This window comes from Paraciimarium castrense LEGE 11436 (assembly GCF_056633055.1).
In genome coordinates, this window is sequence record NZ_JBSJOW010000003.1 from 163958 (window position 1) to 178951 (window position 14994).

At 69.3% G+C, this 14994-nt stretch carries 14 protein-coding genes; 7 read left to right on the forward strand and 7 right to left on the reverse strand.

Annotated features, from left to right (window positions below; genetic code table 11):
• Positions 1-37 precede the first annotated feature (37 nt).
• The gene (locus ACWJIO_RS06565) at positions 38-1837 is read right to left on the reverse strand and encodes an NAD(P)H-quinone oxidoreductase subunit N (protein WP_480312221.1); all 1800 of its coding nucleotides are present in this window, start codon (positions 1835-1837) and stop codon (positions 38-40) included.
• Here ACWJIO_RS06565 and topA point away from each other — a divergent pair.
• The 5 genes from topA to ACWJIO_RS06590 are packed head-to-tail and all read left to right on the forward strand — an operon-like array spanning position 1829 to position 7976.
• Positions 1829-4582, forward strand: a complete 2754-nt coding sequence (gene topA / locus ACWJIO_RS06570) for a type I DNA topoisomerase (protein WP_480312223.1) — start codon at positions 1829-1831, stop codon at positions 4580-4582. The two genes, ACWJIO_RS06565 and topA, sit on opposite strands and share 9 nt — an antisense overlap.
• Entirely contained in the window at positions 4582-5109 is a 528-nt protein-coding gene (locus ACWJIO_RS06575) for a hypothetical protein (RefSeq protein ID WP_480312225.1), read from the forward strand. Before topA ends, ACWJIO_RS06575 begins: the two co-directional genes overlap by 1 nt.
• Complete coding sequence (locus ACWJIO_RS06580; RefSeq protein ID WP_480312227.1) at positions 5109-5768, forward strand: DUF2232 domain-containing protein; 660 nt, start codon at positions 5109-5111, stop codon at positions 5766-5768. The genes ACWJIO_RS06575 and ACWJIO_RS06580 overlap by 1 nt, the downstream gene beginning before the upstream one ends.
• Before the next feature lie 2 nt (positions 5769-5770).
• Positions 5771-6904, forward strand: a complete 1134-nt coding sequence (gene cobT, locus ACWJIO_RS06585) for a nicotinate mononucleotide-dependent phosphoribosyltransferase CobT (protein ID WP_480312229.1) — start codon at positions 5771-5773, stop codon at positions 6902-6904.
• A gap of 43 nt (positions 6905-6947) precedes the next feature.
• Positions 6948-7976 (forward strand): twin-arginine translocation pathway signal, encoded by a 1029-nt coding sequence (locus ACWJIO_RS06590; protein WP_480312231.1) that lies wholly within the window; start codon positions 6948-6950, stop codon positions 7974-7976.
• 30 nt (positions 7977-8006) lie between these two features.
• Here ACWJIO_RS06590 and ACWJIO_RS06595 read toward each other — a convergent pair whose 3' ends face one another.
• Positions 8007-9179 (reverse strand): aldo/keto reductase, encoded by a 1173-nt coding sequence (locus ACWJIO_RS06595; protein ID WP_480312233.1) that lies wholly within the window; start codon positions 9177-9179, stop codon positions 8007-8009.
• Positions 9166-9744: a bifunctional nuclease family protein gene (locus ACWJIO_RS06600; RefSeq protein ID WP_480312235.1), complete on the reverse strand. Its 579-nt coding sequence runs from the start codon at positions 9742-9744 to the stop codon at positions 9166-9168. The genes ACWJIO_RS06595 and ACWJIO_RS06600 overlap by 14 nt, the downstream gene beginning before the upstream one ends.
• Positions 9745-9814: 70 nt before the next feature.
• On the opposite strand from ACWJIO_RS06600, the gene ACWJIO_RS06605 reads away from it, so the two are divergent.
• Both ACWJIO_RS06605 and ACWJIO_RS06610 read left to right on the forward strand, forming a co-directional pair.
• Positions 9815-10468, forward strand: a complete 654-nt coding sequence (locus ACWJIO_RS06605; RefSeq protein ID WP_480312237.1) for a riboflavin synthase — start codon at positions 9815-9817, stop codon at positions 10466-10468.
• A gap of 27 nt (positions 10469-10495) precedes the next feature.
• Positions 10496-11107 carry a DUF308 domain-containing protein gene (locus tag ACWJIO_RS06610; protein WP_480312238.1) on the forward strand — a complete coding sequence of 204 codons (612 nt, stop codon included), beginning with the start codon at positions 10496-10498 and terminating at the stop codon, positions 11105-11107.
• Positions 11108-11160: 53 nt separating this feature from the next.
• On the opposite strand, the gene ACWJIO_RS06615 is transcribed toward ACWJIO_RS06610, so the two are convergent.
• From ACWJIO_RS06615 to ACWJIO_RS06630, 4 genes are all read right to left on the reverse strand, one after another.
• Complete coding sequence (locus ACWJIO_RS06615) at positions 11161-11562, reverse strand: AbrB family transcriptional regulator (protein ID WP_480312421.1); 402 nt, start codon at positions 11560-11562, stop codon at positions 11161-11163.
• A 118-nt stretch (positions 11563-11680) separates the two neighbouring features.
• A complete protein-coding gene (locus tag ACWJIO_RS06620; protein ID WP_480312240.1) occupies positions 11681-12310 on the reverse strand; it encodes a cytochrome c oxidase subunit 3 in 630 nt (209 codons plus the stop codon).
• Positions 12307-13932 carry a cytochrome c oxidase subunit I gene (gene ctaD, locus ACWJIO_RS06625; RefSeq protein WP_480312241.1) on the reverse strand — a complete coding sequence of 542 codons (1626 nt, stop codon included), beginning with the start codon at positions 13930-13932 and terminating at the stop codon, positions 12307-12309. The genes ACWJIO_RS06620 and ctaD overlap by 4 nt, the downstream gene beginning before the upstream one ends.
• Positions 13933-13982: 50 nt before the next feature.
• On the reverse strand, positions 13983-14852 hold the full coding sequence (locus ACWJIO_RS06630) for a cytochrome c oxidase subunit II (protein WP_480312242.1): 870 nt from the start codon (positions 14850-14852) through the stop codon (positions 13983-13985).
• Positions 14853-14994: the final 142 nt, after the last annotated feature.

Below are 14994 nucleotides of genomic sequence, written 5' to 3' on the forward strand. Positions count from 1 at the left end.
TCTGCGGGGCTGGATCAAGCCTGTGGGTGGGGCCAAATCAACCGATCGGCGGAGCCGTGGCGCTGGCGATGGCCTGCTGCAGGATCGGCGTGCCAACCACGGCCTCGCTGGCCCAGGTGAACAGCGGGCTGGAGAGCACGCCCCCCACCGCCGTGACGATCACACAGCCCACCAGCGCTGTGCGCAGCTCAGGCATGCCGGCAATGGACCAGGAGATTTCCGGGTAGGCCTTCACCACATCAGAGGCTTCCTGGGGTTCTTTCACGACCATCATCTTGATCACGGAGATGTAGTAGTAGATCGAAACAACAGAGGTGACCAGGCCCACCACCACCAGCAGATATTGCTGATCAGCCCAACCCGCGAAGAAGAGATAGATCTTGCCGAAGAATCCCAGCATCGGCGGAATGCCGCCCAGAGAGAGCAGGCAAAGGCTGAGCCCAAGTGTGATCAGGGGGTCCTTCTGATACAGCCCTGCGTAGTCAGAAATACGGTCACTGCCGGTGCGCAGGGAGAACAGGATGATGCAGGCGAATGCCCCCAGGTTCATGAACAGGTAGGCGGCCATGTACAGCACCATGGCGGCGAAGCCATCCTCGGTGCCGCAGACCAGCCCGATCATCACGAAGCCGGCCTGACCGATCGAGCTGTAGGCCAGCATTCGCTTCATGGAAGTCTGGGCCAGGGCCACCACATTGCCCAGCACCATGCTGAGGATGGCCAGCACGGTGAAGAGCAGCTTCCACTGGGCATCAAAGCTCTCGAAGCAGCCCACCAGGATGCGGACGGCCAGCGCGAATCCTGCCGCCTTGGAACCCACCGAGAGGAAGGCCACCACAGGGGTGGGAGAACCCTCGTAGACATCTGGCGTCCATTGGTGGAAGGGCACGGCGGCGATCTTGAAGGCCACGGTGGCCAGCACGAACACCAGGGCCAGGGCGGTGACCGGCGAGGCGCTGGTCTGCAGGGCCAGGGCCACCGCGTCGAGCCCGGTGGCGCCACCGGTGAGGCCGTAGAGCAGGGAGGCCCCATAGAGGAACACCGCCGCCGCAGCGGAGCCCACTAACAGATATTTGAGCGCCGCTTCCGAACTGCGGGCGTCCCGCTTCATGTAACCCGCCAGCAGATAGCTCGACACCGAGAGCGTTTCCAGCGAGATGAAGATGCTCACCAGGTCGGTGGCCCCACAGAGGAACATCGCGCCCAGAGTGGCGGCCAGCAGGATGGCCGCGTACTCGCCCACAGGAGTGCCGCTGCGCTCCACATAGCGCCAGCTCAACAACAGCGAGATGAAGGTGGAGGCCGCCACCACACCCCGGAAGGCGATGGCCAGATTGTCGGCGAGGAAGGAGCCCAGGAAGGACGGCTCCAGCAGCGGGGTGTTCCACTGCAGGGCAAGCAGCACCAGGGCGCTGCCGAGGCCGGCGTAACAGAGGGGCGGCACCCAGCGGCTGGCGGCCTTCTCGCCGGCCAGATCCACCAGCAGGCAGGCGATCAGGGCCAGCAGCACGGCCACCTCGGGGGCGATGGCGCCGGCATTGAGCTGGAGGTTCAGCCCGGCACTGCCGAGGCCCCCTCCGATGGTCTGGGCAACGGGCTGAGCCACGGCTGCGGCGGTGGCGGTCAGCACCGCTGCAGCTGTGGCAGGCACCGCCGCTTCGACTGTGGTCGGAACCACGGCTGGGAGAACACCGAGCAGGGAGATCACGGGGGTGATACGGCCAGATTTGGTGCCGGAACTGTAGCGGCGTTGAACCGGTTCGCTCAGCGGCTTGATGCGGTGGCGGCCGCCGATGCGATAAAGAGGGGAGAGGTCGTTCGCCTGTCTGTGGGTCATACCCTGGTCATCGTTGAGAGCCCCACCAAGGCCCGCACCATCCGTGGATTCCTGCCGAAGGACTTCCGCGTGGAGGCCTCCATGGGGCATGTGCGCGACCTGCCGAACAACGCCAGTGAGATCCCTGCGGCTCACAAGGGAGAGAAGTGGGCGAACCTGGGCGTGAACACCGCCAGCAACTTCGAGCCGCTCTACGTGGTGCCGAAGGACAAGAAGAAAGTGGTGAAGGAGCTCAAGGATGCCCTCAAGGGCGCCGACCAGTTGCTGCTGGCCACGGACGAGGACCGGGAGGGTGAAAGCATCAGCTGGCACCTGTTGCAGCTGCTACAGCCCAAGGTTCCCGTCAAGCGAATGGTGTTCCACGAGATCACCAAGGCCGCCATCGGCCGCGCCCTCGACGACACCCGCGAACTCGACATGGAGCTCGTGCACGCCCAGGAGACGCGCCGGATCCTCGATCGGCTGGTGGGTTACACCCTCTCGCCGCTGCTCTGGAAGAAGGTGGCCTGGGGCCTGTCGGCCGGCCGGGTTCAGTCGGTGGCGGTACGCCTGCTGGTGCAGCGCGAGCGGGCCCGCCGGGCCTTCCACAGCGGCAGCTACTGGGACCTCAAGGCCCAGCTGGAGCAGTCCGGCGGTCGCTTCGAGGCCAAACTCAGCCACCTCAAGGGGGAGCGCATCGCCGGCGGCTCTGATTTCGATGAGACCACCGGTGCTCTCAAGGCCGGCAGCCGAGTGCGGCTGCTGGCCGAGGACGAGGCCCGCAGCCTCCAGGCCGCCGTGCAGAGCGGGGCCTGGTCAGTGGCGCAGGTGGAGGCCAAACCCAGTGTGCGCAAGCCAGTGGCGCCCTTCACCACCAGCACCCTGCAGCAGGAGGCGAACCGCAAGCTGCGGCTCTCGGCCCGCGAGACGATGCGCGCCGCCCAGGGGCTCTACGAGCGGGGCTTCATCACCTACATGCGCACCGACTCGGTGCACCTCAGCGACCAGGCGATTCAGGCGGCCCGCAGCTGCGTGGCGGCCAAGTACGGCGACACCTACCTGAGTCCCGCTGTGCGGCAGTTCTCCACCAAGGCCCGCAACGCCCAGGAGGCCCACGAGGCGATCCGGCCGGCGGGGGAGAGTTTCCGCGATCCAGGCGACACCCGACTCGAAGGCAGGGATCTGGCCCTCTACGAACTGATCTGGAAGCGCACCGTGGCCAGCCAGATGGCTGAGGCGCGGCTCACGATGCTGGCCGTGGATCTGGAGGTGGAGGGCGGCAGCCTCGGCACGGCGCGCTTCCGCGCCAGCGGCAAGCGGATCGATTTCCCGGGCTTCTTCCGCGCCTACGTGGAGGGCAGCGACGACCCCGATGCGGCCCTGGAGGGCCAGGAAGTGCTGTTGCCGGCCCTGGCGGTGGGCGATGCTCCGGCCTGCCAGGGGGTGGAGGCCCTCGGCCACCAGACCCAGCCTCCAGCGCGCTACAGCGAGGCCGCCCTGGTGAAGATGCTGGAGAAGGAGGGCATCGGCCGGCCCTCCACCTACGCCTCGATCATCGGCACGATCGTGGACCGGGGTTACGCCACGCTGCTGAACAACTCCCTCACCCCCAGCTTCACGGCCTTCGCGGTGACGGCCCTGCTGGAGGAGCACTTCCCCGACCTGGTGGATACGAGCTTCACCGCCCGGATGGAGCAGAGCCTCGACGAGATCTCCCATGGCCAGGTGGCCTGGCTGCCCTACCTCGAGTCCTTCTACAGAGGCGAAAAGGGTCTCGAAACCCAGGTGCAGCAGCGCGAGGGTGACATCGACCCCGGCGTCTCCCGCACCGTGTCACTGGAGGGGCTGCCCTGCGTGGTGCGGATCGGCCGCTTCGGGGCCTACCTGGAAACCAAGCGGGTGGCCGATGACGGCACCGAGGAGCTGCTCAAGGCCACCCTGCCCCTGGAGATCACCCCGGCCGATCTCGACGCCGACAAGGCCGAGCTGCTGCTGCGCCAGAAGGCGGAAGGTCCCGAGTCCCTGGGCGAGGACCCCGAGACGGGTGAGCAGGTGTACCTGCTGTTCGGCCAGTACGGCCCCTACGTGCAGCGCGGCCAGGTGAGTGAGGCCGTTCCCAAGCCCAAGCGCGCCTCGCTGCCGAAGGGCCAGAAGCCTGAGGAGCTCAGTCTCGCCGATGCCCTGGGCCTGCTGCGCCTGCCCCGGGCCCTTGGCGACCACCCCGAGGGTGGACGGGTGGAGGCAGGCCTGGGCCGCTTCGGGCCCTACGTGGTGCACCACAAGGGCAAGGGCGAGAAGGACTACCGCTCGCTCAAGGCAGAAGACGACGTGCTCACGGTGCCCCTTAGCCGCGCCGTTGAACTGCTGGCGATGCCCAAGCGCGGCCGCGGCGGCCGCACCGCCCTCAAGCAGCTCGGGCAGCCCGAGGGCAGCGAGGAAGCGGTGCAGCTCTTTGATGGTCCCTACGGCCTCTACGTGAAGCAGGGGAAGGTGAACGCCTCCCTGCCGGAGGGCACCACGGCCGACACCATCACCCTGGAGCAGGCGATCGAGCTGCTGGCCGCCAAGGCCGCCACAGGCAAGGCCGCCAAGGGCAAGGCCCCCTCGGGCAAGACAGCCACAGGCAGGAGCTCCGCGTCAGCCAAGACCACCGCTGCCAAGGCGGCCAGGAGCCAGCAGCCTGCCGCCAAGAAGCCTCCGACCACCACCAAGACCGGCAGGCTGCGGGCCAGCGCCGTGCGCGTGATCAAAGCGGCGGAGAGTTGATGCTCCGGCCCTGCCCCGATGGCCGCCGCTGGGGGCGGGTTTTGTGCGCCGGCTTCATCGGCATGCTGCTGGGCGGGTGCAGTGGGACGCCCCTGGGGGAGCAGCTCTCGCGCAGTTTCTCGGCCCCCAGCCCCGCCGCGCCCGGCGATGGTGCCCCTGCGGCCACGGACGCAACCGCACCACCGGCCACCCCGGGATCCCCTGGCGCAGCCCCGAGCGCAGATGCCACGGCCCCTTCAGCCGATCAGTCGAAAGATCAGCGGGGGGGACCTGCCCCCCGGGCGCCCGTGCTCTCCCCCGCTCCCTACAGGATCACCCTGAAGCTGGCCGGTGCCGATCCGGCTGCGCCCGCCGAGGCCCTCACCGAGGCCCTGCGGGCAGCCGGAGTGCCCTTTGAAGTGGAGATGATCGAGCGGGTGCCCTCCTCCGGCAGTGCCGCCGCCCCTGCCCCCACAACCACTCCCGCTCCCGTCCCAGCCCCAGGCCCTGCGCCCTCCCCGCCGCCTGCGGCTCCGGCGACCCGCTGATGGCTCCCCGGCCCGTCAACCGCAGCCTCAGCCGCCGCCAGGCCCGCCAGCTGATGGACACCGCCTACCTGGCCGCAGCCACCGGGCTGCTCTGGCTGGCGCTCTACTACCTGCCGGTGGGCAGTCCCCTGTTCCGGCTGGCCCTGCCCCTGCCCCTGGCCCTGCTGCAGCTGCGCCACGGCTGGCGCTGCGCCGTGGAGGGGCAGGCGGTGGCCTGCCTGCTGGCGGTGGCCCTGATGGGGCCGATCCGCGGCCCGCTGCTGCTCTTCCCCTATGGCCTGCTGGCCCTCTGGCTGGGCTGGTGCTGGCGGCGCAAGCTGAACTGGTGGCTCAGCTGGTCGGTGGGCAGCCTGATCGGCGCCGCCGGCTTCCTGGTGCGGGTGGCGGTGCTCTCTGTGCTGGTGGGGGAAAATCTCTGGGTGGTGATCACCACGGCGGCGGCCGGCCTGCTGGAGCGCCTGGCTGGGCTGGTGGACCTGGTGTCCGCCATCGACCTGGCCCAGGTGCAGGTGGCGGCGGTGGTGCTGGTGCTGGTTCAGAACGCCATCGTGGTGCTCACCCTGCACGCCGTGGCCTACTGGATCTTTCCGCGCTTGCAGGCGCCCATCAGCGAACCGCCCGCAGCCCTCAGGGCCCTGGTGGCCCTCGATCCCCTCTGACCATGCCGGCCCCGCCGGCGGAGGCTGTCGCCTGGGGTCGCAGCCGCCCGGTGCTGTTGCTGGCGGCCACGGCCACGGCGGCGGTGGAGGGGATCTCCGCCGCCGGGGCCACTCCCGCCTCCCGGCGTGCCACGGCCGCCGCCGATGCCGAGCTGGTGGTGCACGGACCGCTCGGGCCTCGCCCCCATGCCCTGCCGCCCCTGCCGGCGGGGGTGAGCCCTGCCCTGATCAGTCACGTGGTGCTGGAGCGTCTGGGGCTGCTGGAGCGCCTGCAGGTGGTGGACCTGGGCTGCGCCGTGGCTCCCGCCGTGCCCCACCTGCGCCTGCCGGCCCTGGAGGGAGCGGGGCCAGCGCGCTGCGTCAGCAGCGGCCGGGCGCTGCCGCTGCAACGGGTGCGGGCGCTGCTGGAGCGGGGACGCCGCTGGGGGGAGCGCAGTGCGCCGGACTGCCCTCTGCTGCTGGCGGAGTGTGTGCCCGGCGGCACCACCACGGCCCTCGGGGTGCTGCGGGGGCTGGGGGTGGCTGCCGATGGGCTGGTGAGCGGCAGCCTGCTCCACAGCGACCATGCCCTCAAGGCCCGCCTGGTGGGGCAGGGCCTGGCCCGGGCAGCCCTGGGGGACGCCGGGGTGGCTGGAGGAGCGGTTGGAGGAGCCGTTGGCAGTGGGACTGATCCGCTGGCCGTGCTGGCCGCCGTGGGGGATCCGATGCAGCCGCTGGCGGCGGGCCTCGCCCTGGCTTTCGCCCGCCGCGGCGGCACCGTGCTTCTGGCCGGCGGCAGCCAGATGGCGGCGGTGCTGGCCCTGGTGCTGGCCCTGGCCGCCCCCCGGGAGCGGCTGGGTCTGGCGGCCCGCATCACGGTGGCCACCACCGCCTGGGTGGCCGATGAGCCCGGCAGCGATCTGGCCCTGTTGCTGCAACGCCTGGGGCATCGCTGGCAGGTGGTGCCGCAGCTGGCGCCCGCGGGGCTGCGCTTCTCGGCCTGCCGCAGCGCTGCCCTGCGCGACTACGAACGGGGCTACGTGAAGGAGGGCGTGGGCGCCGGTGGTCTGGCCGTGCTCTGGGAGCAGCTGGGCCACAGCCCTGAGGCCCTCGCCCAGGCCTGTGACCTGGCCTGCCGCCAGCTGCTCGGGGGCTGACCGGCCCCATGGGCCGGGTTGGGCCGGCTCCTACGGTCGGTCCATGGCCTGTTCACCGGAGTTCCTCTCCCGCCGAGAGCTGCTGCGCCTGGGAGTGGGGGCGGCGGCGGTGGGAGCCCCCTGGCTGCTCGGCGGCTGCCGGGCTGCACCCCAGGCAGCGGTGCTGGCGCTCACGGCCCAGGAGTTGCCGGCTGCCTGGCTCAAGGGCCTGCCCGACGGTTGGCGGGCTCGCCAGCTCGAGGCGCCCCAGGCCGTGCTGGAGCAGGGCCGGCGCGACCCCGTCGCCGCCCTGCTGGCCCTCAGTGATGGCTGGGCCGGCTCGGTGGCATCCTCCAGCTGGCAGCCCTTCGGGGCCCCGGAGCTGCTGGCCCGCCTCACCCCCCTGGCGGCGTCGGCCAGCAGGTTGTTCGCGCCCGAGGGGCAGCCGGCGCTGGCCTACCCGTGGTCGTTCACGCCCTGGGTGATCCTGCTGCGCTCCCGTCCCGACCTGCAGGAACGGGCTGAGCAGGGCTGGTCGCTGCTGCTGGATCCGAGCCTGCGCGGGCGGCTGGTGCTGCCCTCCAGCCCCAGGGTGTGCATGGCCCTGGTGGGCTCCGAGCCGGAGCAGCTGAAACAGCTGCGGCGCCAGGCCCTGGCCTACGACGAACGCGATGGCCTCAACCTGGTGCTCAGCGGCGAGGCCGAGGCCGCCGTGCTGCCGCTGCGCCGGTTGGTGCCGCTGCTGCGCCGCGACCTGCGCCTGGCCGTGCTGTGGCCCGCCAGCGGGGCGCCGCTCAGCTGGCAGCTGCTGCTGAGGCCCACCGGCGTGGAGCAGCCCGTGCCCCTGGCCTGGCTGGCGGAGCTGCTGGAGGGGCCGCTGCTGGCCTCCCTGCTGGCGGCCGGCTGGGTGCCGCCCCTGCCGCGAGAGCAGCTGGAGCCGCTGGTGAGCCGCTTCCCGGCGGCCACCGCCAATCTGCTGCTGCCGCCAGCGGGTCTGCTCGAGCGCTGCTGGAGCCTGCCCCCCCTCGACACTGCCGAGCGCCTGGCCCTGCAGAGCCGCTGGGACGCCGCGGCGCCGCTGCCCGGAACCTGAAGCCCAGCCCCTGAACACCCGGCGGCCCGCTCAACCCCAGAGCCGCCGCCGCGGCGCGGCCGCCAGGCGGCGGTGGGTGTCGGCCAGCAGCTCGGGGATCGCCAGCCCATGGGGGCAGCGGGGCAGGCAGGCGCCGCACTCCCGGCAGGCCTCGGCATTGAGGCTCTCCCACCAGTGGCCCGCCCGGCCGATCAGGTTGTAGCGCTCCCGGGCAAAGCTCTCCATGCCATGGCCCACGGCCACGTTGCGCAGCCGCAGCAGCTCGGGAATCGGCACGGCACTGGGGCAGGGCAGGCAGGCCCGGCACTGGCCGCAGCGCTCGGCGCCTAGCCGCTCCGCCGCCCCCTCGCTCAGCCGGGCCAGAGCCGCCCTGACCTCATGGCTGAGACCCTCGGGGCTGGCCTGGCCGAGCGGGCCGCCGCCCCCCAGTTCACCCGCCTGCCAGCGCTCGGCCCAGATCAGATCCCCGGGCTGGGCCGCCCCCAGGCTGAGGGTGGAGATCCCCTGCTCCAGCAGAAAGCGGTAGGCCAGCTCCAGGGGCTGGAACGGCGCGCAGTCGGCCAGCAGCTCGGTCGAGGGGGCATAGAGCTGGCCGCCCTTGTCGGCGGGGGAGATGGCCAGCACCCCCAGGCCTGCCGCCAGGGCGGCCCGCGCCAGGGGCAGGCGGCTCTGGTCGAACAGGTGCACGTGCAGGGCGCAGAAGCTGAAGCGACCGCTGGCCAGGGCCTGCTCGATCACGGCCTGGCTGCCGTGGCTGCTGAAGCCCACCTGGCCCACCAGCCCTTGTTCCAGGGCCCAGGCGAGCAGTTCGGCGCCCGGCCCCTGGCAGGCCCAGGCCAGGTGCTCGGGCGTGTTCAGCCCGTGCACGGCGAGGCCGTGCAGCCGCGGCACCCCCAGGCGCTTGAGGATGCCCTGCAGCTGCTGCTGGCTGCTGGCCAGATCGCCGCCCGGCAGCAGCTTGCTGGTGATCAGCCAGCCCCCCTGGGGCGCCAGGCCCCGCCGCGCCAGGGCGGCGATGGCCTCCCCCAGAAAGCGCTCCGCCGGCCCGTAGGCAGGGGCGGTTTCCAGATGGTTGATGCCGGCAGCCAGGGCCGCGCCCAGCACCGCCTCCATCTGGCCGGGGCTGCCCAGGGCGCGCATTGTGCCCAGGCTGAAGGCCGACACCGCCGGCCCCCGCCCGAACGGCCGTCTAGCTGGGTTCACGCGGCTGATCCGGGGTGTCCGGTTCGCCGGGGTCGCTGGGACTGGGGTCGTTCTCGGGCTGGGCCCGGCCCAGCTGCCGCACCAGCTCGGCGGGGCTCACCGAGTCGAGGAAGCGGCGGAAATGGGCCTGGTCGGCGGCGTCGGCCTCGGCGTCCACCGGAATCGAGGCATCCGCCACCACCTCCTCCAGCATCCAGATCGGCGTGCCGGTGCGCACCGCCAGGGCGATGGCATCGCTGGGCCGGGCATCGACTTCGCTCAGGCCTTCGGGGCCAGGGCTGTCTTGGCTGCGCAGTTTGAGCACGGCGCGGAAGGTGCTCTCCTCGATGGCGTGGATGATCACCCGCTCCAGGCTGAGCCCGCCGGCTTCCAGCAGGGCCACCATCAGGTCGTGGCTGAGGGGCCGGGGGGGGCGGTCATGGCCGAGCCCCACCAGGATGTTCTGGGCCTGGGCCTGGTCGATCCAGATCGGCACCTGGCGCCGGCCCGCCGGGTCCCGCAGCAGCACGATCGGGCTGCGGCTGGCCGCATCCAGGGCGATGCCGGCGACGCGCATTTCGACCATGGCCGGCTGTGCCGCTAGGCAGCGATGAACCCGTGCCTGATTATGGCCAGGAGGACTGGAGCCCACGCCGATGTTCACCGGACTGGTCCAGGCCACGGGCACGATCGAACGGGCTCAGGGCGGCGTGCGGCTGCGCTGGGCCGCCGGCGAGGGCGGCTGGTCGGCCCATGATCTGGCCCTGGGCGAGAGCGTGGCGGTGGATGGGGTGTGCCTCACGGTGGCGGAGCGCTTCAGCGATGGCTTTCGCGCCGATGTCAGTGACGAGACGCTGCGGCGCAGCACCCTGGCGGCCCGGGCCGAACGGCGGGCCGCCGTGAATCTGGAGCCGGCGCTGCGGCTGGCCGATCGCCTCGGCGGCCACCTGGTGAGCGGCCACGTGGATGGGCTGGGCACCGTGCTGGCGGTGGGGGCCGAGGGGGAGTCGTGGCGCCTGGATCTGGCCTGGCAGGATCCCGCCTACGGCCGCTACGTGTGCGACAAGGCCAGTGTGTGCGTGAACGGCATCAGCCTCACCGTGGCGGGCTGCAGCTCCGACGGCGTCAGCTTCTGGATCGCCGTGATTCCTCACACCTGGAAGGGCACCACCCTGCAGGGCCTGCGCCAGGGCGATGCGGTGAACCTGGAGGCCGACCTGCTGGCCAAGTACACCGAGCGTCTGCTCGGCGGCGGCGCCCAGCCGGACCTCGATCGCGCCTGGCTGGCCGAGCACGGCTGGCAGGCCTAGGGTCCAGCCTGTGTGAGAGGCGTCACCATGGCCCAGCTCAGCCCTGCCCGGGATGCGGCGGCCCTGAGAGCCTTCACCCTCGGCGAGGGGGTGCTGATGCTGGTGCTCGGCCTGCTGGCGATGATCTTTCCCCTGGCCGCCTCCCTCTGGGTGACGGTGCTGGTGGCGCTGATCTTTCTGGTGGGAGGACTGCTGGGCTGGATCAACAACCTGATGCGGGCCCGTTTGCTGGGCCGCTGGGTGGCTTTCTGGCGCCTGGTGGTGTCCACCCTGCTGCTGGCTGCGGGGCTGTCGATGCTGCTGCAGCTCGGTTCAGGTCCGGCCCAGGCCGCTGCCCCGATCGCCACCCTGGCCCTGGCCATCGGGGTGGTGTTCGTGGTGGAGGGGTTGGTGGCCCTGGGGGTGTCCCTGGCCCACCGGCGCATCCGGGGCTGGGGTTGGGGCCTGCTCAACGGGCTGGTCACCCTGGCCCTGGGCGTGACGATCCTGCTGCTGCCAGGCCCCGTGCTGTTGCAGGTGCTGGGTCTGCTGGTGGGCATCAGCTTCGTGTTCAGCGGCCTCGACCTGCTCAGTTTCAGCGCCAGCTTCCACGGCCCCGATGAGACCACAACCGGCCAGCCCGAACCCCCCGTCCGCTGAGGTCCTGAAACGCTGGATCGATCCCAGGCGGATCGGTCTCAGGCGGAGCCTGCTCAGGTGGCTTCTTCGCTGGCCTCAGCCTCAGGCAGCTCGGAGCCATCGAGGGGCAGCAGCCGGATGGAGCGGCTGTCCCGGTGCAGTTCGATCCTGAATTCCTGCCCGGGCTGCAGCCCCAGCCGGCGGGTGTAGGCGTTGCCGATCAGCAGATTGCCGTTGCCGTGCACGCGGGTGCGGAACTCGGCCTGCCGCCCCTTGCCCGGGCCAGGCACGGCGGGGCTACGACCGGTGCTGCCCTCGGGCACGGGATAGGCCTTGGCGGCCACCAGGGCCTTGTGGAAACTCTTCTTGAGCACGCGGCCACTGGGGCCCACGTACCCACAGGCACGGGCAATCAGGTCTTCAGGCTGGTCGCTGAGGGCCCTGGCCCTGTCGAGCAGGGCCTTGCCTTCGAGCATCCCGCCCGGACCACCGCCACTGCTGGGACTCATGGCTGGAGATCCTGGCAACAGGTCAATACTGGGATTGTGCCCAGTCCGCAGGCTGATCGGCAACAATCCTGGGTCGGAATGGGGCTCAGAGCACGTAAAGGATCCCGTAGAGCACTATCCAGATGCCGTCCACGAAGTGCCAGTAAAGCTCTGCGGCTTCCAGGCCGAAGTGCTTCTCGGCGCTGATCCGACCACCGCTGCGGGTCTGCAGGGCCACGATCAGGATGCAGATCACCCCCAGGGTCACGTGCAGGCCGTGGAAGCCCGTGAGGGCATAGAAGGTGCTGGCAAAGAGGTTGTCAGTGAGTCCGAAGGGCAGGGTGAAGTACTCCACCATCTGGCCGGCCAGAAAGGTGGCCCCGAGGCCGGCCGACACCAGCAGCCAGGTGCGGCAGGCGGCCAGGCGATCGGCGCGGATCTCGCGGCCGGCGCGGTGGAAGGTGAAGCTGCTCAGCACCAGCAGCACGGTGTTGATGGTGGGCAGCAGCAGCTCCAGCTCGTAGATGCTGCCCTCGGGCAGCGGATTGACCGCTTTGAAGGTGAGGTAGGCGGCGAAGAAGCCCGCAAAGGTCATGCCGTCGGCCACCAGGAAGGTGGTGAGGCCGAACATGCGCACATCGGCATGCAGGTCGGTCTCGGCGCTGGCCTCAACGGAGGTGGCCGCCGCTGCAGGGCTGCTCAGCAGCGTGCTGTCGGAGGAGTTGGTGGTGGTCATGACTGGGCCTCAGGACGGGTGCCGTAGCCGTAGGGCTCGGTGACAAGGGGAGCCTCCCCCTTCCAGTTCTCCACAGGAGGAGGCGAGGAGGTGAGCCATTCCGGTGTCAGGGCGTTCCAGGGATTGTCGCCCGCCGGTTCACCGCTCCTGGCCGTGATCACCACGTTGATCAGCAGCGGCAGGATGCTGATCGCCATGATCAGGGCCCCCACGCTGCTCACCTGGTTGAGGGTGGTGAAGGCCGGGTCGTACTCCGCCACGCGCCTGGGCATGCCATTGAGGCCCAGCCAGTGCTGGGGCAGGAAGCAGAGCTGGAAGCCGATCAGGGTGAGCACGAAGTGGAGGCGACCCAGATCTTCGTTGAGCAGACGGCCCGTGAATTTGGGATACCAGTGGTAGAGCGAGGCGAAGATCACGAACACCGTGCCTCCGTAGACGATGTAGTGAAAATGACCCACCACAAAGTAGGTGTCATGAACATGGATGTCGAAAGGCACCTGGGCCAGGCTGATGCCTGTGATGCCGCCGAACACAAAGTTCAGAATGAAGCCGCATGAAAACAGCATCGCCGAGTTGAGGGCGATCTTGCCTCCCCACAGCGTGGCAATCCAGTTGAAGAACTTGATACCCGTTGGCACCGCAATGAATGAGGTGGCAATGGTGAAAAACAGTCGCATCCAGGGGGGTGTGCCACTGGTGAACATGTGGTGAGCCCAAACGATCAGGCCCAGCACCACAATGCCCATGATGGAATACACCATCGTGGTGTAACCGAAGAGGGGCTTGCGAGCATGCACGGGCAGGATTTCGCTGACCAGGCCGAAAGCCGGCAGTACCATGATGTAGACCGCCGGATGAGAATAGAACCAGAACAGGTGTTGGTACACAACCACATTTCCACCCAGAGCTGGATTGAAGAAGCCGGTATGGGCGATGATATCAAAACTCAGCAAAATAAGCACCCCCGCCAGCACAGGAGTTGAGAGCACCACCAGCAGGCTCGTGCCCAGCATCGCCCAGCAGTACATCGGCAACTGCATCATCTTCAGGCCAGGACGGCGCAGCTTCAGCACAGTGGCGATGAAATTGATGGCTCCGAAGATGGAGCTGCCGCCCAGCAGCAGCACACTCAGGATCCACACCACCTGGCCGGCGGCCGGGGTGGTGAGGCTGAGGGGTGGGTAGGCCGTCCAGCCGGACTGGGCGGCAGCGCCGGCCAGGAAATAGCTGCTGATCAGCAGGATCCCAGCCGGCGGAATCATCCAGAAGGCCACGGCGTTGAGCCTGGGAAAGGCCATGTCCCGGGCGCCGACGTAGAAGGGGATCAGGTAGTTGCCGAATCCGCCATTGACCACGGGCACGATCCACAGAAAGATCATCACGGTGCCGTGCAGCGTCAGCACCTCGTTGTAGGTGTCACGGCTCACAAAGTCGGACATCGGACTGACCAGCTCGGTGCGGATCACACCAGCCAGCGCCCCGCCCACCAGATAGAAGGCAAAGCCGCACACCAGATACTGAAGCCCGATCACCTTGTGATCGAGGCTGAAGCTGAGGTAGCGGGCCCACCCGGTGGGCTGTAGGCCCTCCTGGGGCAGGGTGCCTGGACTGGCGATCGTCATCGGTTGGAACGCTGAGGGGGGAGGGTGAGAGTCACGGTCAAATCACCGGATCAGGTGCTGGTGGTCGGAGTGTTCTTCTGCAGCCAGGCGTCGAAGCTGTCCCGTTCATGCACCACGACGTTGGAGCGCATGCCACCGTGGTAGGCCCCACAGAGCTCGGCACAGACGATCGGGTAGGTGCCGGCGCGGGTGGGGGTGAAGGAGAGCTGGGTGGTCTGGCCAGGAATCACATCCTGCTTGAGGCGGAACTGGGGCACCCAGAAGGCGTGGATCACATCGCGGGCCTCCATGCGCAGCTCCACGGGCTGGCCCAGGGGCACATGCAGCTCACCGCTGGTGATGTTGCCCTGGGGGTAATGGAAGATGAACGCAAACTGCATCGCCGTCACCTCCACCGGCAGGGTTGGCGGAACCAGCCCGGTCGAATCGGGGCTCGTGGTGGCACCAATCCCTCCCCAGATCCGCTCCGGGGCGGGGCCAGAGCCGTCACTCACCAGGGCGGCCCGCTCCATGGCGTCGTGCTGCATGGCGCTGTGATCCATGGCGGCATGGTCCATGAGGGGGGCCATGCCGCCCATGCGCTCGTAGATGTCGTAGCTGTAGATACCAACGAAAAGAATCACCACCGCCGGTATCGCGGTCCAGACGATTTCAAGGGGCAGGTTGCCCTCAATCGCCACGCCGTCGCTGACGTCGCCGGCGCTGCGGCGAAAGCGCACGAGGCTGTACACCAGCACGATGGTCATGCCGAGAAACAGCATCGTGCCAATGCTGAATAAAACCTTAAAAAGGGAGTCGTAGGTGGCGGCATTGCTGCTTGCCTCAAGCGGCAGCATGTTCACCCGATTGCCCACCAGGAGCCCAGTTCCCACAAGGCCGGTGGTGGCCAGGGCGGTGGTGAGGGCTGTGCGGATCTGCACGGCATTGGAAGTACTGAGGCTCAGCCTATGGGCAGGGCCGTGCCGATGCGAGCCATCGCCACTGCACGGTTGTGATCAGCCCATCTCAACTGGGTGTTGGTGTTGCAGCTGGCTGGCCATGTTGTGAATCGACGATGTGAGC